Source organism: Alkalilimnicola sp. S0819, from assembly GCF_009295635.1.
Lineage (GTDB): Bacteria > Pseudomonadota > Gammaproteobacteria > Nitrococcales > WHIW01 > S0819.
In genome coordinates this window covers 154,201-177,914 of record NZ_WHIW01000002.1, presented here as the reverse complement: position 1 = coordinate 177,914, position 23,714 = coordinate 154,201, and the positions used below count along the sequence as shown (strand labels likewise).

The window sequence follows — 23,714 nt, the reverse complement described above, 5'->3', positions numbered from 1 at the left end:
CCTGGCCGGAGACCGGGGCGGATTCCCACCTGGCTGTGGCCAATCTTATAGCAGGCCATTCAAATCCGCGCAAAGCCCCTTGGGAGCACTCATGCACCGGGCCGCCAAACCAGGGAAAGTCGCCGATCCAGGGAAGGCGCGCATACCGTATCCTCCCGCAAGGCCTTGCGCATTTCGCCGAGCCAGCCCACCAGACCCACATTGCTCAGCGCCCTTCGCAAGGGGACGTGCAGCGACTCGACCCGCGGAAAATCCGGCGCTTCCACCCTGGCTGCCGCTCGCGCGAAAAGCTGCCCCGGCTCACCCCTGAATCGACTCGCGTCAAATAGATAAGCGGGCATGGGCACCTCCTCACCGGGTTGCGCGGCCAGCAGCAACCACAACAGAAGCCAATCCCCCAGCTCATCCTGCCCCCCGTACCAACCGGTTGCACGGTGCAGTCCGCGACAGTAAAGATGCCTTGAAAGCAGTGCCGCCAGCGCGAACAGCAATAGCCACGCGGGCAACGGCACCCTCAACCCGAACAGCGGCCACACCGCTCGAGCAGCGCGTGCCACCAGGGGTGCCTGCGCCGCAGCCCGACGGTCCGGCAAGGGACAGTCCTCGCCGGCGTCGCCGTGCAAACACCGCACGGCCTGCCACAGCACATGCCCCATGCTCTCAGCCACCCCTCGAGCCACCGGCAGCGCCCCCGGCTCTTCCGGCCAGGCTTCAGCCAGGCTGCGCAAATCACACAAGATCACCGGTAGCAGGCAGGGGGCATTGCGCAAGCCGCCTACGTGGCGGAGGCGATCCTCCAGCGGCAAATCATCGAGCATATCCGCCTCTGCAGAAAGTCGCGCACTCAGAGCACCGTAGTCCGCCAGCATGGCGCTCGGCGCCCCATCGGCATGGGGCGACAGCCGATGCCACAGCCCTGTCGCCGCCAACAACTCCGCCACCGCCGCCCGCTGCGGGCGGCGCCGGAAATCACCTCGCTCCAGTCGCCCCAGGTAAATGCGGGCGGCATGCAGCTTTCTCTCATGGGCCTCACTCCCGCGAGCGCACCCCACCAGGGCAGATTTCGCCCAAATGTCCGCCACTTCATTCTGGGACAAGCCGAGTTCTGTCCGCCATTGGGCCACGATCCGCCGCATGACCTCCACACGAGGCTCCGGACCCACCTGGTCGGACCGCAACGGCACAGACGCTACGCCGCATACCGAAGGCCACTCCCCGGCCACCCGCCGACAGATCGCCTGATCGACGCTATCCGACGCCGCCTCAAGCAGGCTGGACTCCCATTGCGCCTCGGCTGGAGGATATATTTTCCGGCTGAACTTTATCATTTTTGTATCTGGCTCTTGGCTTTATATTTCATGATCATATGCGTTCTCGCCACAAGTGCGTAGTTTTTTATATCAAGGAAGGCAAGCATGAACAGCAACAAGCAAGCGGCCGAGAACGTATTCGACGAGCATGATGTACCGAGCCTGGACAAGGACGCGGACAGCGGCCTTTCCATGCGGGATTCCGCCCTGATCCCACGCGCGGGCCTGCCCGTGATACGCGGCCCCATCCCCCCCTCCGGCGACTACGGCGAGAAACGCGCACTTTTTCGCTACGAGCCCCTACGCCGCCACGTGCCAACCGCGGCTTCACCGGACCCGGTGCAGTTGCGGGATCAGCTGGAGGAGGAATTTCCATGGATGGGGAAGGCGATCGACGGGATATACCGGCAGCTGCTTAGCCACTCCCTGAGCCCCGCGCAGGTTTTCGCCATCCAACCGATGCTGCTGGTCGGCCCTCCCGGTTGCGGCAAGAGTCGGCTGGCGCGTCGGATAGCGGAGCTGGGCCGGCTGCCGCACACCCTGATTGCCGCAGGCGGCAGCCGAGACAATATGGCGCTCACGGGAAGCGCCCGGGGCTGGAGAAGCGCCAGGCCAGGGAAGCTGATCGAGCTGATGCTCATGGCGGAATGCCGGAACCCACTGGTTATCGTCGACGAACTGGACAAGACCAGCACCTCGGCGCACAACGGCTCGATACTGGACTCCATGCACCTGTTGCTTGAACCCGAGACGGCGCGTCGCTGGCACGACGAGTACCTGATGGCGCCCTGCGATATGACGCAGATAAACTGGATCGCCACGGCCAATTGCACGGACAAGCTGCCAGAGTCGCTGTTGAACCGCTTCCAAGTGATCGAGGTGCCTGAGGTGCCGCCTGAGCAACGCCCGCTGATCCTGCGCGCAGCGCTTGCCGAGCTGACGAGTGAACTGGGGCTCCCGCCGCACTTCCACAGCATGATAAGCGACGCGCAATGGCTGCAACTCCAGGAAATGGCTGCTCTCATTGGCCCGCGTGATGTTCGCAGGCTGCTGCAGGGCTTTATTGGCGTCGTGGTACAGGAATTACGAGACAGGCCACATTGATGAGCAAGACGAGCGAATACACCCCGGGCTTCGGCACGGCCCCGATCCGTCGCCTGGAAGCCAATACCCGCGGCCGGGACTGGGTGGCGGGCGATATCCACGGCTACTTCCCGGAGCTGGCAGAGCGGCTGTCGGCCGTCGGCTTCGAGCCGGCAACAGATCGCCTGATCTGCGTGGGTGATCTGGTGGACCGCGGCCCTTGCAGTCATGAGGTCCTGCAGTGGCTGGAGCAGCCCTGGTTCCACAGCGTCAGAGGCAACCACGAAGACATGCTGCTGGAGGCCGCTCAATCCACCGACCCCCGGGCACGCCCCTTGTGGTTCGCCAACGGGGGCGCGTGGTGGGACCGACTGGAAATGCTGCAGCGTCTGGACATTGCAGATGCGCTGGAAACACTGCCCATCGCTGTGGAGGTTCCCACCGAGCAGGGTCTGGCGGTGATAGTCCACGCCGAAGTGCCGGCGGAGTTCGACACCTGGCTGGACTGCCGACAGGCACTGGAGGCCGCCGGCAGCAACAGCCCCCTGGCCGAGCGGCTTACCCGCGGGCGGGAACGCTACTACAACGCCCTGGAAACGCGACTGCCTGACGTGTCAGCGGTTGTCTGCGGCCACAGCCGGGTGGAAGAACCCCGGCGGCTGGGCAATCACTGGATCATCGACACCGCGATAGACCAGGGCGGGCGCCTTAGCGTGCTCTCGCTGGATGCGCTTTGCGCAGAGGCCGCAACAGCAACAGGACGCTGAATCAAGCGGGACCCGGCGAAGGCCAGCATCGAGCGGTATGCACCACAGCAAGTATGCGTATCTGACTGCCCCGCAGCTCGTACACCAGCATGTAGCTGCCATGCACCACCAATTCCATGGTGTCCGGGACCCGTCCGGGCCGCCCACTGTGCGGATGGGATAAAAGCCTTCGGGCCCCAGCGGAGAACAGCTCGTCCAGCGACAAGGCCGCCTGGGGGTTATCCGCGTCTATATAGTCGTATATCTCGTCGCGATCCTGGACTGCCTCTGGCGTCCACAACAGCTCCATCAATTCCCTGGCGCCAGCTTGGCGCGGGTGGCGGCTCGTCGGGCGGCGAAATGCGCCTCAACGTCCGCCGCCGGCACCAGCTTGCCGGCTTCAGCCGAAGCATGCGCCAGTTCCACCTTGTCGGCCAGCCAATCCTCATGGCGCTGGGCCTGCTGTTGCTGGGCCACATAACTGCGCATGAAATCACGCAAAAGCTGTGCCCCGGTCCGGTCATGCGACCGGGCCGCATTGGCAAACTCTGCCTTCAAGTCCTGATCGACCCGAAAGGTAAAGGTGGCGTCGCTCATGGCCCTGCCCTCATGTGTTACGCATGCATCACAGAATCGCACATGGTACCCCGCGAGCCAACATTGCAAGTGAGACCATGATCAAGCCCGCAAGGACTCTGCGTCAGCCCCGCTAACCGACCGTACGCGACAGGCCCCGCCGGGCATCAGCGCCGAGCCGTCCGCGTTTTCGCGGACCAGATGCGCGTCCCAGAGCTTGTCGCAAAGGGTTCTGCCTGCCATTGGCGTCCTGCGGAGTCCGGTGAACGGGCGCTGCGAAACAGCGTGTCATAACGGAAAGCGTGGCGCAGTTCAGGCAGCCGGAAGTTGCGAAGCATGACCAATCTTCGGCTGGTCGACCCGGGGAAAATCACCTACGCCGGGCTGCGACATGAGCTCATCGGCTGCGTGATAGAGAAGCCGCGCGGACGGGAGCGCTACTACAACGCCCTGGAGGACAGGATTGCCGACGTGACGGCGGCTATCTGCGGCCACAGCCGGATGGAAAAACCCCTGCGCTTGGGCAAGCACTGGATCATCGGCACCGCGATCGACCAAGGCAGCTACCTGAGCGTACTGACGCTGGGCTACGTGTGCGCCGCGACCGCGACGCCCGCCGGAAACTGATGCAGGGGCAGGTGGCTTCCGATCGGCGCCCGAAGGTGCCGCCGCGGAAGCGGGCGCTTCCGCGGCGGCACCGGGCGATTACCGTCAGCCCAGAGTATTCAGATACTCCTCCTCCGGATCACTGAACGGCACGAAGATCGGCGCCTCCGCCGTGGTTTCCACCTCGTCGGTTTCCGCCTCCTGCCGCGAAGCCCGCTGTTCGTCCAGGCCCTGCGAGTCGGCGATCGGCTCCCGCGGGTCACGCTGTCCCAGGTCCGCCGGTATCCACTCATCGGCGGTCGATCCCAGAATCACGTGATAAAACCGCCCATCGTTGCGGTCCGCTGCGAATCCCGCGCTGCCGAGCCCCAGCGCCGCAACCATCACCAACACCATTACCGCTTTCATCGCCTTACCCTCCGCCAGCCCAGGCTGGTCGTCTCGTGTACTTGAAGGATGGCCCCATAGCCGGCGAGCCGCCATGCGTATTAGCACGCATGCCAGAGGGCGGAACCTTTCCGCCAGCACAGGGTCTTCCTACACGGTTCGCGGCAGCCCCCAGCGGGCGACCGCCCCCGCGCCCGCCGCCAGCAGGGCCGCCAGCAGGAAGGTCTGCGCGCCGCCCAGCGCCTCCCAGCCATAGCCGGCCAGCAGGCTGCCCAAGGCCACCCCGGCGCCAAAGGTGAGGCTGCTGTAGAGCGCCTGGCCACGCCCCTGATTGGCGCCGACAAACAGGCGGTTGACCATATAGATGCCCACCGCGTGGTACACACCGAAACTCGCCGCGTGCAGGGTCTGGGCGAAGATCAGCAGCGGCAAGGAGCCTACCGCCGTGGCGATCAGCAGCCAGCGCAGCGCCGCCAGCAGCAGGGCGGCCGTCATCAGCCGGCGCGGGCCGTAGCGCGGCAGCCAGCGATGGATGAGCAGAAACACGCCGATCTCCGCCACCACGCCCACGGACCACAGCAAGCCGATGGCCGTGGCGGAGTACTGGTGATCCTGCAAATAAATGCTGAAGAAGGCGTAATACGGCCCATGGCTCGCCTGCAGCAGAAAACACACCAGAAAGAACAGCAGCACCGGCGGGCGGCACAGCACCCGCAGAAAAGGCGCGGGGGCTTCGCCGCCCAGGACGTACCGCTTCTCCGGCGAGACCACGCCGGCCAGGAACAGGCCGGCGAAGATCAGCAGCAGCCCGGGGGGCAGCACCGTCAGCCCCCAGCGGTCTATCGCCTCTCCCAGCCCGATCACCGCGACGATGAAGCCCACCGAGCCCCACAGGCGCACCCGGCTGTAGAGATGATCCGCCCGCCCCAGGTGGTTCATGGTGTTGGCCTCGAACTGAGGCAGCGCCGCGTTCCAGAAAAAGCTGTAGGTGGCCATCACCAGCGCCATCCACCAGTAGCCGTCCCCCAGCAGCACGCCGGCGAAGCTCACCATGGCGCCCAGCGCGGCCAGGCGCACCACCAGCATGCCCCGGCCGCTGCGATCGGCCAGCCAGCCCCAGAGATTGGGCGCGATGATCTTGGTGGCGTGCAGGATGGCCACCAGCTCGCCGATCTCGGCGGCGGAAAAGCCCCGATACTGCAGATACGGCGACCAGTAGGGCACCAGGCCGCCGAGGATGGCGAAGAAGCAGAAATAGAAGGAGGCCAGCCGCCAGTAGGGCACCGCCGGCATCAACCCTCCGGCGCGGCCGGGATCACCGGCGTGATGCTCTCCACATCGGCGTTCTGGGCCCGCTGGCGCAGGGCATGATCCATCAGCACCAGGGCCACCATGGCCTCGGCGATGGGGGCCGCGCGCACACCCACGCAGGGATCGTGGCGCCCGGTGGTGATCACCTCGGTGGGCTCGCCCCGCAGATTCACCGAACGCCCCGGCGTGGTAATGCTGGAGGTGGGTTTCAGGGCCAGATGGGCCACCAGATCCTGCCCGGTGGAGATCCCGCCCAGCACGCCGCCGGCGTTATTGGAGAGAAAGCCCTCCGGGGTGATCTCGTCCCGGTGCTCGGTGCCCCGCTGGCGCGCCGACGCGAAGCCCGCGCCGATCTCGACCCCCTTGACCGCGTTGATGCTCATCAGCGCCTTGGCGATGTCCGCATCCAGCCGATCGAACACCGGCTCGCCCCAGCCGGGCGGCAGCCCCTCGGCGATCACGCTGACCTTCGCACCCACCGAGTCGCCGTCCCGGCGCAGCTGGGTGATCATCGCCTCCAGCTCCGGCACCCGCTCGGCATCCGCGCAGAAGAAGGGATTGGTCTCCACCACGGCCCAGTCCTTGAGCGCCAGCTCCAGCTCGCCCATCTGCGAGAGCCAGGCGCGGATACGCAGCCCGTAGCGCTCGGCCAGCCACTTCTTGGCGATGGCCCCGGCGGCCACCCGCATGGCGGTCTCCCGGGCCGAGGAGCGCCCGCCGCCGCGGTAGTCCCGCAGCCCGAACTTCTGCTGGTAGCTGTAATCGGCATGGCCCGGGCGGAAGGTTTCGGCGATCTTGCCGTAATCCCGGGAGCGCTGGTCGGTGTTCTCGATCAGCAGACCGATGGGGGTGCCGGTGGTGCGCCCCTCGAAAACGCCGGAGAGGATGCGCACCTGGTCCGGCTCCTTGCGCTGGGTGGCATATTTGGAAGTGCCCGGGCGGCGGCGGTCCAGATCGTGCTGCAGATCGGCCTCGGTGAGCGCCAGGCCCGGGGGGCAGCCGTCGACAATGGCGCCCAGCGCCGGGCCGTGGCTCTCGCCGAAGGTGGTGACGGTGAAGAGGGTGCCGAAGGTGTTACCGGACATGGGCTTGCAGGTCCTGAATGTTGGAAGCGCGAAAGAACGCAGTTTAACTCGTATGCCACCGCCCCTGCAGGAGGCGCTCCTACAGGGAAGGAAGGCTGCGCAGTTGCTCGGCGCTGAGTACGCACACGCCGTCGCCGCCGCGCTCGAATTCCAGCCAGGTGAAGGCAAGCCGCGGATAGGCGGCCTCCAGGGCGGGCATGCTGTTGCCCACCTCCAGCACCAGCACGCCGTGCTCGGTGAGGCGCTCGGCGGCGCCGGCGAGAATGCGCCGGGCACAGTCCAGGCCGTCGTCCCCGGAGGCCAGGCCCAGTTCCGGCTCGCGGCGGAACTCCTCGGCCAGCACCGCCATGTCCTCGGCATCCACATAGGGCGGGTTGCTGACGATCAGATCGTAACGCCGCTCCGCGGGCAACCCCTGGTAGATATCCCCTTGGTGCAGCTGCACCTGCGCCTGCAGGCCGTGGCGTTCCACATTGATGCGCGCGACCTCCAGGGCATCGGCCGATATATCCACCGCGTCCACCTCGGCCTGGGGGAAGGCGTGGGCGCAGGCAATGGCGATGCACGCACTGCCGGTGCCTATGTCCAGCACCCGCTCCACCCGCTGCGGGTCCAGCCAGGGCTGGAAGCCCTGCTCGATCAGCTCGGCGATGGGCGAGCGCGGCACCAGCACCCGTTCGTCCACGTAGAAGGACAGGCCGCAGAACCAGGCTTCGTGGATGAGGTAACTGAGCGGCAAGCGCTCTTCGATCCGCCGGCGCACCCGGGCGAACAGGGCCTCGGCCTCGGGCCGGGTCAGACGCGCCTCCCAGTACTGGGGGTGCAGGTCCAGCGGCAGGTGCAGGGTGTGCAAGGCCAGCGCGGCGGCCTCGTCCAGGGCGTTGTCGGTGCCGTGGCCGAAGACCAGACCGGCCTGGTTGAAGCGGCTGGCGGACCAGCGTATCCAGTCCCGCAGGGTAAGCAGTTCTTCGGGCAGCTGCTGCAGCGCGTCCATGGTGTTCCTTAGAAGACGTGGCTGGTTCGAGGCGGCCCATGATACCCAATTCCCCGCCCGCTGCCTGCTGTGCGATACTCCGGCACCATGAACATGCAAGGCAAGTCTTCCCTCTCCCTCGTGCTCGGTATCCTGGCCCTGGGGCTGCTCGCCCTGCTCACCGGGCTGTGGACGGGCGGCGCGCTGCGTGGTGGCCCCAGCGGCAGCCCGGCGGGCCTGGACGCCACCTACATCCCCGGCGGCAAGCCCATCGCCGATTTCCGCCTGGTGGATCACCACGGCAAGCCCTACACCCCCGAGCGGCTGCGGGGCCAGTGGACGCTGATCTTCTTCGGCTACACCTATTGCCCGGACATCTGCCCCACCACCCTGCTGGAACTGGGCGGCGCCTGGCCCCAGTGGCAGGCCGAGGGGCTCACCGAGGACACCCAGGTGGTCTTCGTCTCGGTGGACCCGGCGCGGGACACCCCCGAGCGGCTCGCCGAGTACGTGCCCTACTTCCACCCGGACTTTCTCGGCGTGACCGGGCCGGATGCACAGCTGGAACCGTTCACCCGCAGCATGGGCATTCTCTACGTGCGTCATGAGCCGAAGACAGGGAACGATGCTTACCTGGTGGATCACAGCTCCGCGGTGCTGCTGATCAACCCGCAGGGCCAGCTGCAGGCCCTCTTCGGCGGCCCGCACAAGGCCGATACCCTGGCGCGGGATTACCGCCTGATACGCGAACACCACGGACACTGAAACTCTTGGCCGAACACCCCGATATCCACCCCGCCGAAGGGGCCTGCGCCGCCGACCGGCGCAAGTACCGGCTGCTCGCCGCCCTGCCCCATCACGCCATCTCGCGCCTGGTGGGCGCGGCCACCCGCTGGCGCTGGGCGCCGTGGAAAAATGGCCTTATCCGCTGGTTCATCAGCCGCTACGGCGTGGACATGAGCGAGGCGCTGGAGACCGCTCCGGAGCATTACGAGCACTTCAACGCCTTCTTCACCCGCGCGCTCAAGCACGACGCCCGCCCCCTGCCCCCGGCCCCCGAGGCGGTGCTCTGCCCGGCGGACGGCTACATCAGCGCCCTGGGCCCGATCCGCGAAGGCCGGACCCTGATCCAGGCCAAGGGCCATGCCTACGACGTGGGCGAGCTGCTGGGCGACCAGGCCGAGGCCGCCGCCTTCGAGCGGGGCCGCTACACCACGGTGTATCTCTCGCCCAGCGACTATCACCGGGTGCACATGCCCGTGGCGGGCAGCCTGCGGCGCATGATCCACGTGCCCGGGCGCCTGTTCAGCGTGCAGCCCGCCACCGTGCGCTCGGTGCCGAATCTGTTCGCCCGCAACGAGCGGGTGGTCTGCCTGTTCGACACCGCCCACGGCCCCATGGCGCTGGTGCTGGTGGGCGCGATCAACGTGGCCAGCATCGAAACCCGCTGGGCCGGCGTGATCACCCCGCCCCGGGGCCGCGCGATACGCCATTGGGACTACCCCCCCTCCGAGGCGCCGCGCTTCGAGCGGGGCGAGGAGATGGGCCGTTTCAACATGGGCTCCACCGCCATCGTGCTGTTCGGCGAGGCGCAGATGGAATGGGACGCGGGCTTCAAGGTGGAACAGAAAGTGCGCATGGGCCAGCGTCTGGGGCGACTGCTGGAACCCGCCGACCCGGCCTGAGCGCGCGACCGGGGGCTCCGTACTGTGGCCGCTCAGGCCACCTGGCGCCGCGCGGCCGGGGCCTGCGCGCGCCGGCGCTCGGGCTCCCAATAGACCACCGTGCCCCAGGCGGAAAGGTACATGCCCTCGCTGCCCTCGTAGAGCAGCCGTACGCCCAGCCGGCGCTCCAGGTGCCGGACGTACTCACGCACCGACTCTTCCGCCATCCCCAGACGCTGGGCGGCGTGGGCAAAACTGCCCACGCTGACGACGGCGGCGAAGACTTCTTGCTGGTTCACGGGCTTCATGGCGTTGCCTCCTGCCTGATGACTGGCGCCATGTTAGAGCCTGTTTATTGCTGGACCATGACGCCGCTTCCCCCTCCCCCAGGGGAAGCAGCGACCCCTGGGGGAGTGGGAAGCCAGGCGAGCGGCAACGCCCCCTGCTCCCACGGGCGGCCGGGGCCGCCCTCATCGCCGCTCTCAGACCGGCTGGTCGAAATCCACCACCGGCCCGGCCGGAATCACCCCGGTGGGGTTGATCTGCGGATGACTGGTGAAGTAGTGCCGCTTGATGTGGTCCAGATTCACCGTCTCGGCCACGCCGGGCACCTGATACAGCCGCCGGGTGTAGGCCCAGAGCCGCGGGTAATCCACCAGCCGGCGCAGATTGCACTTGAAGTGGCTCACGTACACCGGGTCGAAGCGCACCAGGGTGGTGAACAAGCGCCAATCGGCCTCGGTGATCCGCTCACCGGCCAGCCAGGGCTGCTTCCCCAGTCGCGCCTCCAGTTCATCCAGCGCCTCGAACAAGGCCGTCACCGCCTCCTCGTAGGCGTCCTGGCTGGTGGCGAAACCGGCCTTGTACACGCCGTTGTTCACCCGGTCGTAGACGAAGGCGTTGACCCGGTCGATCTCCTCGCGCAGAGGCTCGGGGTACAGGTCCACGTCCGCATTGCCCCATGGGTCGAAGGCGCTGTTGAGGATGCGCAGCAACTCGGAGGACTCGTTATTGACGATGCTCCGCGTCTGCTTGTCCCAGAGCACCGGCACCGTCACCCGCCCGGTGTAATCGGGTTTCGCCAGGGTATAGAGCTGGTGCATGTAGTCCATGCCGTTGACCGGGTCGCCGGTGGCGCCGGGGTACGCCGCGAAGGACCAGCCCTGCTCGCCCATGTAGGGATGCACCACGGACACGCCGATCACATCCTCCAGCCCCTTCAACTTGCGCGCGATCAGCGTGCGGTGGGCCCAGGGGCAGGCGAGCGAAACGTAGAGGTGATAGCGCCCCGGTTGGGCGGAAAACGCGCTTCCTCCCCCACCCGGCCGTGGAAGGCGGTGTCCGGTCGGACGAAACGCCCGCCGGTGCTCTCGGTGTCATACCACTGGTCGCGCCAGCGGCCTTCTACCAGCAGGCCCATCTCAGCGCACCAGCCTGGCGGCGATCTGGGCCACGTGCCTGCCCTGGAAGCGGGCAATGCGCAGCTCCAGCTCGCTGGGCCGGCGGCTGCCGTCACCCGCGGCGATGGTGCTGGCGCCATAGGGCGTGCCGCCGGCCACTTCGCCCAACTCGGTCAGATCCGGCGTGGTGTAGGGCACGCCGACGATGACCATGCCGTGGTGCAGCAGCGTGGTGTGGAACGAGGTAAGGGTGGTCTCCTGGCCGCCATGCTGACTGGCGGTGGAGGTGAACACGCTGCCCACCTTGCCCACCAGTTTGCCGCCGGCCCAGAGCGCGCCGGTCTGGTCGAGGAAGTTGCGCATCTGGGCGGCCATGTTGCCGAAGCGGGTCGGGGTGCCGAAGATGATGGCGTCGTAGTTTTCCAGCTCCTCGGGGCTCGCCAGGGGGGCCGCCTGGTCCAGTTTCACACCGGCCCGCTTCGCCACGTCCTCCGGCATCAGCTCGGGCACCCGCTTGATATCCACCTGGGCGCCCTCCACCTCGCGCACGCCCTCCGCCACGGCCTGGGCCATGGTCTCCACGTGCCCGTAAGTGCTGTAGTAAAGAACGAGAACCTTGCTCATGGAAATTGCTCCTGTTTTGACGGGACTGCGATAAAGAAGACACTAGGCCCCCAGGACGTGGGAAACAATCCGCAATCAGATAAACTCATTGTTTCCATTTAAAGAACGAGGGCCAGGACCATGGATCGCATCGCCGCCATGCAGAGCTTCGTACAGGTGGTCAACCAGGGCAGCTTTTCGGCGGCGGCGCGCCAGCTGGGGATCTCCAAGTCCATGATCAGCAAGCAGGTGGCCGGGCTGGAGCAACACCTGCAGGCGCGCCTGCTCAACCGCAGCACTCGCCGACTCGCGCTCACCCAGGCGGGCAGCGAGTACTACGAGCGTTGTCAGGGCATTCTGGAGGAAGTGGCCGCGGCGGAAGCCTCGGTGAGCCGTCTGCAGCTAAGCCCCCGGGGCAAGCTGCGGCTGAACGCGCCGCTCTCTTTCGGGCTGCGGCATGTGGCGCCACGGCTGAGCGAGTTCCTGCATCGCTATCCGGAGCTGGAACTGGACGTGGACTACAACGACCGCTTCGTGGACCTGGTGGAGGAAGGCTATGATCTGGCCATCCGCGTCAGCCGCCAGCAGGATTCCAGCCTGCATGCGCGCCCCCTGGCCCGCACCCGCATCCTGCTCTGCGCCAGCCCCGAGTACCTGCGCCGCGCGGGCACACCGGCCACGCTGGCGGAGCTCAGCGAGCACAGCTGCCTGTGCTACAGCTACCAGCCCTACCAAAACCACTGGCGGCTCACCGACAGCCGCGGCGAGCAGCGACAGATCCCGGTCAGCGGGCGCATGCGCGCCAACAACGGCGGCGCGCTGCTCAGCGCCGCCATCGCCGGGGAAGGCATCATCCTGGCACCGGACTTCCTCGCCGCCGAGGCACTGGCCAGCGGGGAGTTGCTGAGCTTCATGCAGGACCACCGGCCGGAGGAGCTCGTGGTGCAGGCGGTGTATCCGCGCACCCGCCACGTGCCGGCCAAGGTGCGCGCCTTCGTGGATTTTCTGGTGGAGGTGTTCAAGGAACCGGAGTGGACGAGGACGAAGGCCCCGTAGCCGCGGCTCATGGCCGCGAGCCTCCCCTGGCAGAGCAGGTCCCTGGCAGAGCGGGAATCGCGGCTATCATCCGCGCCCTCGGGCCTGCTGCCGGTACGACCCGGTGCCGGGCCAGCGGGCGCTTACAGGGCCGGGGGCTCGCCTTCCACCAGTAGCCGCGGATCCAGCCGCCGGTCGAACCAGTTGATGCGCCAGTCCAGGTGCGGCCCGGTTACCCGCCCCGTGGCGCCCACGTCGGCGATGCGCTCGCCCTGCTCCACCCGCTGCCCCACTGCCACGTGCAGCTTGTCCAGATGCAGGAACGCGGAGCTCACCCCATGCCCATGGTCGATGAGCAGGGTGCCACCAGAGAAGAACATGTCCGGATGCGCCACGGTGACGATGCCCGCCGCCGGGGCCACCACCGGCGTGCCCGTGGGCGCGGCGATGTCGATGCCGTAATGGGGTCGGCGCGGCTCGCCGTTGAGAATCCGCTGGCTGCCGTAGACCCCGCTGATGCGCCCGGGCGCGGGCCAGACGAACTGTGCCGTGAAGTCCGTGCGCGCATCATCCCGCTGGCGCGCCTCGCGCACCAGCGCGCCATCGGCGCGAATCCGCCGCAGGTCCGACTCTTTCGGGGTCACCTTGCGCGGCGGCAGACCGTCGATGCGCTGAATTTGATACGCCCGCGGCGCCACCGCCAGCACCCGCCGCTCGCGCTCGCCGTTCGGGTAACGTAGTTCCAGCACCGCCTCCGGCCCATGATCGCGGCCCAGACCGAAGACAAAATGGCCGTCCTCGGACAGGCGCAGCGATTCGCCATCGAGCAGCACCTGGCTGCCCGCCGGCACCTGGCCGCGCAGCAGGCTGCCCTGGCTGAGTTCGCCGCGCAGTGTCAGGGAGCCGGCCTGGGCGGTGAGCAGGGGCAGCAGGCAGCAGGCGAAGAGCAGGCGGCGGGCGAAGCGGCGCATGTTGGCGATTACCTTTGGGTGCAGCGGTTGAACAGGGGCATCGCGGCCCTGAGCCGCGCCGACGCCGAAGTTCAGGCGTTCGGGAGGGTGAAGCTCATGACCTGGGCCAGACTATCGCCCCCCAAGGCCAGGGCAATCAAGCGATCCAGTCCCAGCGCGACGCCGGAGCAGTCCGGCAGGCCGTGCGCCAGCGCCGCCAGCAGGCGCTCATCCACCGCCGGGCAGTCCTCGCCGCGATCGATGCGCGCCGCGGCCTCGGCGCGAAACCGCCGTGCCTGCTCGGCGCTGTCGGCCAGCTCCTCGAAGCCGTTGGCGATCTCCAGCCCCTCGATGAACAACTCGAAGCGCCGGGCGGTGCGGGTATCCTCCGGGTCCAGCCGGGCGAGCGCGGCCTGGCTTGCCGGGAAGCCGTGCAGAAAGCAAAGCTCCCCGCGCCCCAGCGCCGGGCTGATGCACTGGGAAATGATCAGATCCAGCCAGCCGTCGCGCGCGAGCGTGAAGGCCTCATCCACCAGGCCCCTGCCCAGCGCATAGGCGCGCAACTCGTCCGTGCCCGCCTCCAGCGGGTCCGGGGCACCCGCCTCGGCGAAAGCCTCGCGGTAGCTCAGATGCCGCACCGGCCGCTCGCCGAGCAGCGCACAGGCCAGCGCGGCCACTTCGTCCATCAGCCGCCACTGATCGAAGCCGGGCCGATACCACTCCACCAGGGTGAATTCCGGGTTGTGCCAGCGGCCGCACTCATCGCGGCGAAAGGCCTTGCCGATCTGATAGATGCTGCCCGCCCCCGCGGCCAGCAGGCGCTTCATGTGGAACTCGGGAGAGGTCTGCAGCCACAGCCGCCCGGCGGCGGGCGCGCCGGGGCCGTCGTAGTGCACGACCAGGGATTCGACCTGGGGGTCGGTGCTGCCGGCGGCGGCGAGCAGGGGGGTTTCCACCTCCCACACGCCGCGCTCGGCGAAGAACGCCCGTATCCGGGCCAGCGCATCGGCCCGGCGGCGCAGGGCCTCCAGCGAGGCTTGCGGCCGCCAGTCCACCGCCACGGGGCCGCTCAGCCCTTGGCGCGGGAGACGTAGTCGCCGGTGCGGGTATCCACCCGGATGACCTCGCCCTCCTGGACGAACAGCGGCACACGCACCACCGCACCGGTCTCCAGGGTAGCCGGCTTGTTGCCGCCGCTGCTGGTATCACCCTTGAGGCCGGGATCGGTCTCGGTGATGGTCAGCTCCACGAAATTCGGCGCATCCACCGACAGCGGCGCCCCGTTCCACAGGATCACGGTGCAGAGGTCCTGCTCCTTGATCCACTTGCCGGCATCGGCCAGCGCCGCCGCCGGGGCGGCCACCTGCTCGAAGGAGGCCGGGTCCATGAAATGCCAGAACTCGCCGTCGTTGTAGAGATACTGCAGCTCGGTCTCCACCACGTCGGCGGCTTCCACCGAATCGCCGGACTTGAAGGTGCGGTCGATGACCTTGCCGGTCTTCAGGTTGCGGACCTTGACCCGGTTGAAGGCCTGGCCCTTGCCGGGCTTGACGAACTCGTTCTCGACGATGCTGTACGGGTCGCCGTCCAGCATGATCTTCAGGCCGCCCTTGAACTCGTTGGTGCTGAAAGTCGCCATTGATTTCCTCGATGCAGTGCGCAGACGCGGAATGCTAACGGAAATACCGCGCCGTTAGAACGGTTAGAATGCGCCCCATGAGTGTACATGCCAAAACCACCAGCCCCGCCCCCGCCTCCTGGCAGCGGCAATATGCCGAAGCCGTGCGCGACCCGCGGGAATTGCTGCAGCTGCTCGACCTGCCCGCCGATCTGCTGCCCGCCGCACGCCGCGCCGCCGGCCTCTTTCCCCTGCGCGTGCCGCGGGCCTTCATCGCCCGCATGCAGCCGGGCCGCAGCGACGACCCGCTGCTGCGCCAGGTGCTGCCCCTGGATGCGGAGTTCGACGAAGCACCGGGCTTCGTCGCCGACCCCGTGGGCGACCTGGCCGCCCACGGTGGCGCGGGGGTGCTGCACAAATACCACGGCCGCGCCCTGCTGATCACCACCGGTGCCTGCGCGGTGCACTGCCGCTACTGCTTTCGCCGCCACTACCCCTACCCCGAGGCCCAGAGCAGCCGCAGCCAGTGGCAGCCGGCGCTGGATTACCTGCGCACCCATCCGGAAATCCAGGAAATCATCCTCAGCGGCGGCGACCCCTTGAGCCTGAGCGATCAACGCTTCGGCGAACTGCTGCGGGAACTGGAGGCCCTGCCCCAGCTGCGCCGCCTGCGCATCCACAGCCGCCTGCCGGTGGTACTGCCCGATCGGGTCAACGAAACGCTGCTCGGGCAATTGCGCGAATCCCGCCTGCGCAGCGTGGTGGTCATCCACGCCAACCACGCGGCCGAACTGGACCCCAGCGTCGCCCGGGCCGTGGCGGCGCTGGGCGAGGCCGGGGCGATGCTGCTCAACCAGGCGGTCCTGCTGCAAGGCGTGAACGACACCCTGGAGGCCCAGTGCGCCTTGAGTGAAAGGCTCTTCGACATCGGCGTGCTGCCCTACTACCTGCACCTGCTGGACCGGGTGCGCGGCGCGCGCCATTTCGACCTGCCCGAGGCCCGTGCTGTCGCCCTCTGGCGACAGATGGCCGCAAGACTGCCGGGCTATCTGCTGCCCCGCCTGGTGCGGGAAATTTCCGGCGAGCCCAACAAAACCCTTCTCGCACCGACGCCTACGCCGCAAAGCTGAATTGGTTTTCAAACAACGCCTGTTATACTCGAACGATCCCCAGCCAAAATGAAAAAAACGATTCGGCCATGGACGATTACATCGGCGTAGACTGGGCCCTGCCCGCCCAGCACAAGGCGACACGCGAGAGCTTCGATTTCCGGCCCAAGGCAATGGAGGCCTGGCGCGCCAGCCTGCCCATGGCCAATGTCCGGGAAACCAGCCGTCTGCTCTATCAGGCGCTGGACGAAACCAACCATCTGCAGATCAAGCCACCGGCCCGCGCCGCGCTGCTGGAGCAACTTGCCGAGACCCTGAACTACATCAGCGAGGGGCTGCGGCGGGAGTATCTGGGCAGCGAGTTCCCCCTGCGCGAGGCCGCGCGCAAGCAGGCGGAGCTGGTGGCGGGCCTGCATGAACAGGCGGCCACCGCCTGGCGCATCGTCCTGCAGGACTGCCTGCGCGGTCACGGCCGCCTGGGCAGGAAGGCCCTGGCCCGGGCCGTGGAGCAGGCCCTGCACCACACGGCCACCGCCATCACCGAGCACTTCCTCGTCTATCAGCCGCCGACCCCGGGCAGCTGGCAGACCGTGCACGAACTCTATCGGCTGGCCGCGGCCCGCCAACTGCTGGACCTGGAAGTGGCCGCCCCCGGCGCCAAGAACCAGCAGACCGTGGCCCGGCGCTATTTGCGACTGGTGCTGCTGGCCGCCGCCGGCCCCTACCGCATGCGCCAGGACGAGATCCAGCACCTGGACCGGCTGCTGGAGCGTTGGGCGGGCCATGCCCGCCTGCGCCCCGGCGATGCCGGCATCGAGGCCATGTTCCGGGTGAATCTGCACGGCGACCAGGGCCCCCTGCCCGGCAGCCAGCGCGGCGAGCAACAGGCCAACACCCACCTTCTGGACACCACCGGCATGATGGAGGCCATGCAGCAGGAGCTCAGCCCTCCGCGTCGCTGGTGGCGCTTCTGGGCCCGGCCCCAGCCCCACCCGCAGGCGGCGCTGATCCAGCGGGCCATGCTGGCGCTGGGGGTGGTGCCGCGGCGCCAGTACAGCCGCAGCCACAGCAGCGGCCGCGCCGAAGTGGTGGCGGGCCTGTCGGCGGTGCATCGCGCGCTAGCCCACGAGCAGGGTGTGAGCGGGGAACAGCAGGCCTCGCGTTTCGTCGCCCGGGACGTCGCCCCGGCCGGCCAGGAAGAGGGCGAACGGAGCGATGTCTGGGAGCTGGTCTACCCCTCCGAACTGGAGCAAGCCCAAGCCGCCGACACCGGCAAGCCCGCCCCGGTGGCGCGCGCCAGCACCGCCCAGGCGCCGCGCTGGCGGCTGGTGAACATCAGCGCGGGCGGCTACTGCCTGCTCTCGGACCCCAGCCAATCCGCTCGGGTACAGGTGGGCGAGCTGATCGGCATCCGCGAACTGGGCGAGCACCAGGCCGCCAGTCTCTGGCATGTGGGCGTGGTGCGCTGGATGAAGCAGATCAAGGGCGAAGGGCTGCAGGTGGGCGTGCAGGTCATCGCCCCCAGCCCCGCCCCGGTGATGCTCAGCCCCGAACTGGACGATGGCCGCTTCGGCCCGGAAGAGCGCGGCCTGCTGCTGCCCGAGGTGCTGCCGCTGGATCAACCGGTAAGCCTCGCCACCCCCGGGCTGCATTTCCAGAGCGGGCGACGTGCGCGGATTCGCGGCATGGGCAGCGAAAGCACGGTACGCTTGGGCAAGGCCCTGGAATCCACCGACAACTTCAGCCAGTTCGATTTCCGCAACGCGGCCGCGGAGCAGACTGCCGGTGGGGAATTCGACCCGGTGTGGTCCACACCGGGCTAACGGATAGTACATGAGCAAGAACGACGACATCCTCCGCCTGCTGGTGGCCGAGGAATCCCTGAACGACGCCGAGATGCTGATCAGCGTGCTGCGCAACGCCGGCCAGGCGGTGCGCGCCAGCCAGGCGGAAGACGCCGAGGACCTGCAGCAGGCCCTGGCCGAGAAGACTTTCGATCTCTTCCTGTGCTCCACCGGCATGGCGGAGCTGAGCCTGGACGAGGCCGTCCGACAGATAAAGCACAGCGGCAAGGATCTGCCGCTGGTGGCCATCAACGACGTGGACGATGGCGATGTGCGCCGGGAGGCCATGCGCCTGGGCGCGGCCGACCTGGTGAGCAAGCAGGACCTGGAGCACCTCTCCCGGGTGCTGCAGCGGGAGCTGCGCAATCTGCGCGACCGGCGCCGCCTGCGCCGCCTGGAGGCCTCGCTGCGGGAAACCGAAAAACGCTGCTCGCTGCTGCTGGAAAGCTCCCGGGACGCCATCGCCTACGTCCACGAAGGCATGCACCTCTACGCCAACCGTGCCTATCTGGAGCGTTTCGGCGTGGACAGCTTCGAGGACATCGAGGGCACGCCCCTCCTCGACATGATCGCCCCGGACGACCAGGGCAGCATGAAAGACTTCCTGCGCCGCTACAACAAGGGCGATCACAGCCAGGACGAGCTGGAGCTGTCCATCATCAGCGACGATGTGCCCAGCCAGGTGACCCTGCACTTCTCGCCGGCCAGCATAGACGGCGAGCCCTGCACCCAGGTCCTGATCCGCGAACAGGCGGACAGCCGGGCGCTGGAGGCGCAGCTGGACACCCTGAGCAAACAGGACCTGCTCAGCGGGCTCTACAACCGCAGCTACTTCATGGAGCACCTGCAGCGGCTGATCAGCGAAAACGCCGAAGGCGCGGAACAGAGCCACGGCCTGCTCTACATCGCCCTGGACAACCTGGAGCAGATCCAGCTGACCCTGGGCATCACCGCCATCGACCAGCTGATCACCGATGTCGCCGGCCTGATCCGCGCCGAGCAGGCCGATCAGGGCCTGGCGGCCCGCTTCAGCGACGATGCCTTCACCGTGGTGCTGGAGCAGGCCGGCGTGCACGAGACCATCGCCCTGGGCGAAGCGATACGCCATGCCGTGGAAGCGCTGGTCACCGAGTCCGGCGGGCGCACCGTCACCAGCACCTGCTCCATCGGCGTGTCCATGGTGGCCGACGCTTCCAATGCCCAGCAAGCGCTGGACGCCGCCCACCAGGCCGCCGACACCGCGCGCGTGCAGGGTGGCAACCGGGTACACCTGCCGACGTCCAGCGATGAGGAAGAAGGCGGCGAAACCGGCGCCGGCGAGCAGCTGCGCGAACTGGTGGCCACCGCCGCCGAGGAAGACCGTTTCCACCTGGTGTTTCAGCCCGTGGCCAGCCTGCAGGGCGAGAGCGTGGAGCGCTACGAGGTGCGCCTGCGCATGCAGGACCGTGAGGGCAAGCTGGTCCTGCCCGGCCAGTTCATCCCGCAGTCGGAGAGCTGGGGCCTGCTGCCGCAGCTCGACCGCTGGGTGATGAGCGAAGCGGTGCGCGTGTTGCAACAGCGCAACGCCCAGGGCACCGAGCTGATGATCAAGCTCTCGGGCCCCACCCTGGAAGACGACAGCTTCCTCACCGATGTGGGCCAGGCGCTGAAGGACGCCGGGGTGGAGGGCCACCGGCTGATCTTCCAGCTCAACGAACCGGTGGCGGTCACCCAGCTCAACCAGGCCAAACAAGCCTTTCGCGGCATCAAGGAGCTCAACTGCGGCTTCTGTCTGGATCACTTCGGCAGCGGCCTGAACCCCTTCCAGCTGGTCAAGCACCTGCCGGCGGACTACCTCAAGCTGGACGCCACCCTCACCGCCGAGATCGGCAGCAATGCGGAAACCCAGCAGGCCTGCAAGCAGGTCATCGACAACGCGCAGCAGCTGCACAAGAAAGTCATCGCCGGCTATCTGGAAGACGTGAACAGCATGGCCACCCTATGGCAGTTCGGGGTCGACTATGTACAGGGCAATTTCCTGCAGGAGCCGGAGCGGGGCATGCATTACGACTTTTCGGGGATGGTGATTTAACTCAATTCGCATCCCAACGAACAACCAATGATAGACCACATAACAATGTGACCTCCGCCTTAGGAGACCTTGAGCCCCCTCAAGCGGCAAGAATAAAAAATCTCGGCTTAAAGAAACCCTCATTGGTATTTATATGCTATCTAGCGGGCCTCTATCAGTCAAAGAAAGCCGCAGCCGTCACAATAAATATTACAGCCAATAATAACCGAATCGAGCCTATGCCGCACAGCAAAAACCCAACGACAAAAACCACCAACAATAAACCCATAGAAGCCTTCAAGGGGCAAGCAATGCGGCGCTTTTTTCTCGCTTTACTTATCATGCTCAGCCTTCCTGGCTGTTTTGACAAATACAAACCAGGCGATGATATCGTAATTTATTTTGCAGGCAGCAATATCAGCCAACATGCCTATGCAAAGGGGACTATTATTGAGACAAACGGAGATATCGCGAAGGTTAGCATAGTCTCGTTATCAGGAACGTCCGATCACGAACTATGGCCACTCCTACAGCTTGGCAGAATCCATTACGTCCCCTTAAGCATGCTAATGGCCTCCTCAGAAGGGCTAGAAAAGTACGTAGCGATAAAAGACGCACATGACATAGCGAAAGAACGCGGCAGAAGAACGCCTCTAAGGATGGCTGAGGCAAATGGCCTCGCTAAAATACTGAGAGCCACAGGGTCACAATATGAAATATCGGAGCTTCTGAGCGCTGCCGACATCCTAGAGTCTCACTCTAGAAACATCAACCAAAGCTCAACACAGGAACTTAAGCCGGAAGACTTACTGTCGGCCGGGAAATCCTTATCGAAAGAAATTGCAGAAATACTAAAGCATCACAAAAGACAAAAGGCATTCTCCGCAGCTGATGAATCGTCCCTCGACTTCTTCATTCACGCGCGGCTACTTGAAAAGACGTTTTCAATCACCCAAAGCTGGATTAAAGATGCGGAACTGGGTGAAGTAAGACATCGTCAGAAACTATTGGTGGACTACATCAGAACCATAATGAGCCTGACTCCGGAATACCCCGACGGAAAGCTATATACCTACCTCGCGCGGGGGAGAAAAGAGATCACCGCCGACATAGACAAACAGGTAAGTCAAAAAATCCTCTTGCGGTTCCCTTTAGTTGAATTCGAATACAAAGCTCGCGATAATATTTTAAATGACTATGTTGCACAGATAGAGGACAAACTACCGCATCCCAAAGATGACCAAAAAAGCTCTCAGATCTTTAACGAGTCGGTCAGAAAGCATCTATCGGACGCAGTTCAGAAAGAAGAAATAAGAAGACACAACGAAGACGCTGCCTTCTTCAATAGTGCAGCAGCCGGGTTCAAGAAATATGGACGACCTACGCTACATGAGCGCCACATTGGCCTGTCTCGCTACTTAAAAGAGAGGCCTGAAGGTCGATTTTCCGACAAAGCACGATCAGAAATAAAACGCATTGAAAACGAATGGGATCGGCAACATAGCATAAACCAAGGAAAAGCGGAATTGGCCGCAGAATCCATCGCTGACCTAATGGAATCCCCAGGCATAAAAATCAGGTATAGATGGAAGGCCACGGGGTTCACCACCACGAGCAGCCTCACCGACATCTCATTCGATAGTTCCCGGCGAAAATTTAGCGGCACCCTAATCAGCAGACGACCTCTCGTTCACGGAAGAAGAGAGATCACTCATACTGCCGTTGAAGGCAGCATAGAAGAGATCCCCGAAAAATCCGGCGCAACGCTGGCTTTCAAAGAGACAAAAGTCATAAAGGGCGACCCAAAATCTTACCGGATAGGAATGGAATGGAGCTTAAAACGCTATAACAACCCAGTGATAAACAATAATAAAGAGTACCTATTCGACGGCGGGGCCACAAGAAAAACCGGCGAGGTGATTTATGGCGTAAATGTATTATCAAGATAGCACACAAAGCCTTTCCGGCCAGTAAAGCCCCACGTGGTTGCAACGCGAGCTGGCCTTTTACCTGCGGAAGGGCGCAAAAAACCTTTGTTTTTAGAGGCGGCCGTTTTGTGGGGGACTGTGGCTTGAGACAATCTCGCCAATACCCGGTTTAGAGTGAGCACACCCCTGATGCAGTCGAGCTTCTCTGATCTTGAATGCGACGCCAAGAAGAAGATCACTCGCCGGGACCGTGGTCTGGGCGAGATCGAACGGGTCACGCCTAGGGCGACGATGGAGGCGAAGCTCGAGCCATTCCATCTCAAGGAGGGCCACCGCGGACGGCCAACGATCGGGTTGGGGCGCATGCTACGGATATACATCGCGCAGCAGTGCTTCGGTCTCCCCGACGAAGGATTCAGGTCGTCATCTACGACAGCCAGACCACACCGTATGCCCCCCTTCGGGAGAGGCTTGACCAAGTTCACCCTTTCTCTCAACACCCCCCAGCCTGCAGCGCCGCGATCCGCTCATCCAGCGGCGGGTGCGACATGAACAGCCGCTTGATCCCCAGCGCCTTGCGCCCGCTGATGCCAAACGCCTCCAGCTGATCCGGCAACTGGCTCTCGGGGTTGCCCTTCAGCCGCTGCAGGGCGGCGATCATCTTGTGCCGACCCGCCAGCGCCGCCCCGCCCGCATCCGCCCGATACTCCCGGTAGCGGGAGAACCACATGACGATGATGGACGCCAGGATGCCGAGGAAGATCTCGGCGACGATCATGGTGACCCAGAAACCAATGCCGTGGCCGCGCTCGTTGCGGAACACCACCCGGTCCACCAGGGTGCCGATCAGCCGCGAGAGCACGATGACGAAGGTGTTCAACACTCCCTGTACCAGGGCGAGCGTGACCATATCGCCATTGGCCACGTGGCTCACCTCGTGGGCGAGCACCGCCTCCGCCTCGTCCCGGCTCATGCCCCGCAGCAGGCCGCTGCTCACCGCCACCAGGGCATCGTCGCGCTTCATGCCGGTGGCGAAGGCGTTGATCTCCGGGGCGTCGTAGATGGCCACCTCGGGCATGCCGATGCCGGCCTGCTTCGCCTGACGGCGCACGGTGTCCAGCAGCCAGGCCTCCAGCTCGTTGGCCGGGCGCTGGATCACCCGCGCGCCGGTGTAGCGCTTGGCCATCCACTTGGACAGCGCCAGGCTGACGAAGGAGCCGCCCATGCCGAAGATGGCGGCGAAGACCAGCCAGAAGCCGGTGTTCATATACACGCCCTGGGCGGCCAGCCAGGGTTCGAGCAGGTTCAGGGTAAGGCTGAGTACCAGCAGGATGCCCAGGTTGGTAGCCAGAAACAGACCGATACGGAACATCGTCGTGCTCGCTCCGGATTGTTTGTTGTTGGGTAGGGGTTTTCCGGTGGTTTAGATACGCGGT

At 65.6% G+C, this 23,714-nt stretch carries 23 protein-coding genes and 2 pseudogenes; 11 read left to right on the top strand and 14 right to left on the bottom strand.

The features are described from left to right. Positions 1-89 precede the first annotated feature (89 nt). Entirely contained in the window at positions 90-1,097 is a 1,008-nt protein-coding gene (locus tag GBG68_RS02420) for a hypothetical protein (protein ID WP_152144737.1), read from the bottom strand. 318 nt (positions 1,098-1,415) lie between these two features. Between GBG68_RS02420 and GBG68_RS02415 the strand changes: the two genes are divergently transcribed. Next, the gene (locus GBG68_RS02415) at positions 1,416-2,414 is read left to right on the top strand and encodes an AAA family ATPase (RefSeq protein ID WP_152144735.1); all 999 of its coding nucleotides are present in this window, start codon (positions 1,416-1,418) and stop codon (positions 2,412-2,414) included. Next, positions 2,414-3,160 carry a metallophosphoesterase gene (locus tag GBG68_RS02410; RefSeq protein WP_152144733.1) on the top strand — a complete coding sequence of 249 codons (747 nt, stop codon included), beginning with the start codon at positions 2,414-2,416 and terminating at the stop codon, positions 3,158-3,160. Before GBG68_RS02415 ends, GBG68_RS02410 begins: the two co-directional genes overlap by 1 nt. A gap of 1 nt (position 3,161) precedes the next feature. Here the strand turns inward: GBG68_RS02410 and GBG68_RS02405 are convergent, their stop codons facing one another. Both GBG68_RS02405 and GBG68_RS02400 read right to left on the bottom strand, forming a co-directional pair. After that, positions 3,162-3,449 carry a type II toxin-antitoxin system RelE/ParE family toxin gene (locus GBG68_RS02405; RefSeq protein ID WP_152144731.1) on the bottom strand — a complete coding sequence of 96 codons (288 nt, stop codon included), beginning with the start codon at positions 3,447-3,449 and terminating at the stop codon, positions 3,162-3,164. Beyond that, positions 3,449-3,736, bottom strand: coding sequence for a CopG family ribbon-helix-helix protein (locus GBG68_RS02400; RefSeq protein WP_152144729.1), 288 nt, complete (start codon positions 3,734-3,736; stop codon positions 3,449-3,451). The genes GBG68_RS02405 and GBG68_RS02400 overlap by 1 nt, the downstream gene beginning before the upstream one ends. A gap of 315 nt (positions 3,737-4,051) precedes the next feature. Here GBG68_RS02400 and GBG68_RS02395 point away from each other — a divergent pair, with 315 nt between their 5' ends. After that, entirely contained in the window at positions 4,052-4,342 is a 291-nt protein-coding gene (locus GBG68_RS02395; RefSeq protein ID WP_152144727.1) for a hypothetical protein, read from the top strand. 84 nt (positions 4,343-4,426) lie between these two features. On the opposite strand, the gene GBG68_RS02390 is transcribed toward GBG68_RS02395, so the two are convergent. From GBG68_RS02390 to prmB, 4 genes are all read right to left on the bottom strand, one after another. Next, complete coding sequence (locus GBG68_RS02390; RefSeq protein WP_152144725.1) at positions 4,427-4,729, bottom strand: acid shock protein; 303 nt, start codon at positions 4,727-4,729, stop codon at positions 4,427-4,429. A gap of 129 nt (positions 4,730-4,858) precedes the next feature. Beyond that, the gene (locus tag GBG68_RS02385) at positions 4,859-6,001 is read right to left on the bottom strand and encodes an MFS transporter (RefSeq protein WP_152765389.1); all 1,143 of its coding nucleotides are present in this window, start codon (positions 5,999-6,001) and stop codon (positions 4,859-4,861) included. Further along, positions 6,001-7,104, bottom strand: a complete 1,104-nt coding sequence (gene aroC, locus GBG68_RS02380) for a chorismate synthase (RefSeq protein ID WP_152144723.1) — start codon at positions 7,102-7,104, stop codon at positions 6,001-6,003. The genes GBG68_RS02385 and aroC overlap by 1 nt, the downstream gene beginning before the upstream one ends. A 79-nt stretch (positions 7,105-7,183) precedes the next feature. After that, positions 7,184-8,098, bottom strand: a complete 915-nt coding sequence (gene prmB / locus GBG68_RS02375) for a 50S ribosomal protein L3 N(5)-glutamine methyltransferase (RefSeq protein ID WP_152144720.1) — start codon at positions 8,096-8,098, stop codon at positions 7,184-7,186. A gap of 87 nt (positions 8,099-8,185) precedes the next feature. On the opposite strand from prmB, the gene GBG68_RS02370 reads away from it, so the two are divergent. Next, positions 8,186-8,842, top strand: a complete 657-nt coding sequence (locus tag GBG68_RS02370) for an SCO family protein (protein ID WP_152144718.1) — start codon at positions 8,186-8,188, stop codon at positions 8,840-8,842. A gap of 5 nt (positions 8,843-8,847) precedes the next feature. Next, positions 8,848-9,762 carry an archaetidylserine decarboxylase gene (gene asd / locus GBG68_RS02365; protein WP_319020488.1) on the top strand — a complete coding sequence of 305 codons (915 nt, stop codon included), beginning with the start codon at positions 8,848-8,850 and terminating at the stop codon, positions 9,760-9,762. Between the two features lie 32 nt (positions 9,763-9,794). Here the strand turns inward: asd and GBG68_RS02360 are convergent, their stop codons facing one another. The 3 genes and pseudogenes from GBG68_RS02360 to wrbA all read right to left on the bottom strand — a co-directional run bounded on the left by GBG68_RS02360 (position 9,795) and on the right by wrbA (position 11,765). Next, positions 9,795-10,049 (bottom strand): helix-turn-helix domain-containing protein, encoded by a 255-nt coding sequence (locus GBG68_RS02360; RefSeq protein WP_152144716.1) that lies wholly within the window; start codon positions 10,047-10,049, stop codon positions 9,795-9,797. 174 nt (positions 10,050-10,223) lie between these two features. After that, positions 10,224-11,161, bottom strand: a pseudogene (locus tag GBG68_RS02355) (glutathione S-transferase family protein). 1 nt (position 11,162) lies between these two features. Further along, positions 11,163-11,765, bottom strand: a complete 603-nt coding sequence (wrbA, locus tag GBG68_RS02350; protein WP_152144713.1) for an NAD(P)H:quinone oxidoreductase — start codon at positions 11,763-11,765, stop codon at positions 11,163-11,165. Between the two features lie 120 nt (positions 11,766-11,885). Between wrbA and GBG68_RS02345 the strand changes: the two genes are divergently transcribed. Then, positions 11,886-12,800 carry a LysR family transcriptional regulator gene (locus tag GBG68_RS02345; RefSeq protein WP_152144711.1) on the top strand — a complete coding sequence of 305 codons (915 nt, stop codon included), beginning with the start codon at positions 11,886-11,888 and terminating at the stop codon, positions 12,798-12,800. A gap of 122 nt (positions 12,801-12,922) precedes the next feature. Here the strand turns inward: GBG68_RS02345 and GBG68_RS02340 are convergent, their stop codons facing one another. The 3 genes from GBG68_RS02340 to efp all read right to left on the bottom strand — a co-directional run bounded on the left by GBG68_RS02340 (position 12,923) and on the right by efp (position 15,368). After that, positions 12,923-13,750 carry a M23 family metallopeptidase gene (locus tag GBG68_RS02340; RefSeq protein WP_152144710.1) on the bottom strand — a complete coding sequence of 276 codons (828 nt, stop codon included), beginning with the start codon at positions 13,748-13,750 and terminating at the stop codon, positions 12,923-12,925. Between the two features lie 71 nt (positions 13,751-13,821). Further along, on the bottom strand, positions 13,822-14,790 hold the full coding sequence (gene epmA, locus GBG68_RS02335) for an EF-P lysine aminoacylase EpmA (RefSeq protein ID WP_152144708.1): 969 nt from the start codon (positions 14,788-14,790) through the stop codon (positions 13,822-13,824). An 8-nt stretch (positions 14,791-14,798) separates the two neighbouring features. Further along, complete coding sequence (gene efp, locus GBG68_RS02330; protein WP_152144706.1) at positions 14,799-15,368, bottom strand: elongation factor P; 570 nt, start codon at positions 15,366-15,368, stop codon at positions 14,799-14,801. 77 nt (positions 15,369-15,445) lie between these two features. Between efp and epmB the strand changes: the two genes are divergently transcribed. The 5 genes and pseudogenes from epmB to GBG68_RS14270 form a co-directional block, all read left to right on the top strand. Beyond that, positions 15,446-16,477, top strand: coding sequence for an EF-P beta-lysylation protein EpmB (epmB, locus tag GBG68_RS02325; RefSeq protein ID WP_152144704.1), 1,032 nt, complete (start codon positions 15,446-15,448; stop codon positions 16,475-16,477). Between the two features lie 68 nt (positions 16,478-16,545). After that, entirely contained in the window at positions 16,546-18,279 is a 1,734-nt protein-coding gene (locus GBG68_RS02320) for a hypothetical protein (RefSeq protein WP_152144702.1), read from the top strand. 10 nt (positions 18,280-18,289) lie between these two features. Further along, positions 18,290-20,371 (top strand): EAL domain-containing protein, encoded by a 2,082-nt coding sequence (locus tag GBG68_RS02315; RefSeq protein ID WP_152144700.1) that lies wholly within the window; start codon positions 18,290-18,292, stop codon positions 20,369-20,371. Positions 20,372-20,418: 47 nt separating this feature from the next. Next, on the top strand, positions 20,419-22,299 hold the full coding sequence (locus tag GBG68_RS02310) for a hypothetical protein (protein ID WP_152144697.1): 1,881 nt from the start codon (positions 20,419-20,421) through the stop codon (positions 22,297-22,299). 165 nt (positions 22,300-22,464) lie between these two features. Further along, a pseudogene (locus GBG68_RS14270) lies at positions 22,465-22,718 on the top strand (IS5/IS1182 family transposase); the annotation flags it as partial. Between the two features lie 53 nt (positions 22,719-22,771). On the opposite strand, the gene htpX reads toward GBG68_RS14270, so the two are convergent. Continuing rightward, complete coding sequence (gene htpX, locus GBG68_RS02305) at positions 22,772-23,650, bottom strand: protease HtpX (protein WP_152144695.1); 879 nt, start codon at positions 23,648-23,650, stop codon at positions 22,772-22,774. Positions 23,651-23,714 lie beyond the last annotated feature (64 nt).

Bases quoted from the DNA above. Each gene is read 5' to 3' on its own strand.
- GBG68_RS02415 (WP_152144735.1), top strand. From the start codon at position 1,416: ATGAACAGCAACAAGCAAGCGGCCGAGAACGTATTCGACGAGCATGAT.
- GBG68_RS02410 (WP_152144733.1), top strand. From the start codon at position 2,414: ATGAGCAAGACGAGCGAATACACCCCGGGCTTCGGCACGGCCCCGATC.
- GBG68_RS02405 (WP_152144731.1), bottom strand. From the start codon at position 3,449: ATGGAGCTGTTGTGGACGCCAGAGGCAGTCCAGGATCGCGACGAGATA.
- GBG68_RS02400 (WP_152144729.1), bottom strand. From the start codon at position 3,736: ATGAGCGACGCCACCTTTACCTTTCGGGTCGATCAGGACTTGAAGGCA.
- GBG68_RS02395 (WP_152144727.1), top strand. From the start codon at position 4,052: ATGACCAATCTTCGGCTGGTCGACCCGGGGAAAATCACCTACGCCGGG.
- GBG68_RS02390 (WP_152144725.1), bottom strand. From the start codon at position 4,729: ATGAAAGCGGTAATGGTGTTGGTGATGGTTGCGGCGCTGGGGCTCGGC.
- GBG68_RS02385 (WP_152765389.1), bottom strand. From the start codon at position 6,001: ATGCCGGCGGTGCCCTACTGGCGGCTGGCCTCCTTCTATTTCTGCTTC.
- aroC (WP_152144723.1), bottom strand. From the start codon at position 7,104: ATGTCCGGTAACACCTTCGGCACCCTCTTCACCGTCACCACCTTCGGC.
- prmB (WP_152144720.1), bottom strand. From the start codon at position 8,098: ATGGACGCGCTGCAGCAGCTGCCCGAAGAACTGCTTACCCTGCGGGAC.
- GBG68_RS02370 (WP_152144718.1), top strand. From the start codon at position 8,186: ATGAACATGCAAGGCAAGTCTTCCCTCTCCCTCGTGCTCGGTATCCTG.
- GBG68_RS02360 (WP_152144716.1), bottom strand. From the start codon at position 10,049: ATGAAGCCCGTGAACCAGCAAGAAGTCTTCGCCGCCGTCGTCAGCGTG.
- wrbA (WP_152144713.1), bottom strand. From the start codon at position 11,765: ATGAGCAAGGTTCTCGTTCTTTACTACAGCACTTACGGGCACGTGGAG.
- GBG68_RS02345 (WP_152144711.1), top strand. From the start codon at position 11,886: ATGGATCGCATCGCCGCCATGCAGAGCTTCGTACAGGTGGTCAACCAG.
- GBG68_RS02340 (WP_152144710.1), bottom strand. From the start codon at position 13,750: ATGCGCCGCTTCGCCCGCCGCCTGCTCTTCGCCTGCTGCCTGCTGCCC.
- efp (WP_152144706.1), bottom strand. From the start codon at position 15,368: ATGGCGACTTTCAGCACCAACGAGTTCAAGGGCGGCCTGAAGATCATG.
- epmB (WP_152144704.1), top strand. From the start codon at position 15,446: ATGAGTGTACATGCCAAAACCACCAGCCCCGCCCCCGCCTCCTGGCAG.
- GBG68_RS02320 (WP_152144702.1), top strand. From the start codon at position 16,546: ATGGACGATTACATCGGCGTAGACTGGGCCCTGCCCGCCCAGCACAAG.
- GBG68_RS02315 (WP_152144700.1), top strand. From the start codon at position 18,290: ATGAGCAAGAACGACGACATCCTCCGCCTGCTGGTGGCCGAGGAATCC.
- htpX (WP_152144695.1), bottom strand. From the start codon at position 23,650: ATGTTCCGTATCGGTCTGTTTCTGGCTACCAACCTGGGCATCCTGCTG.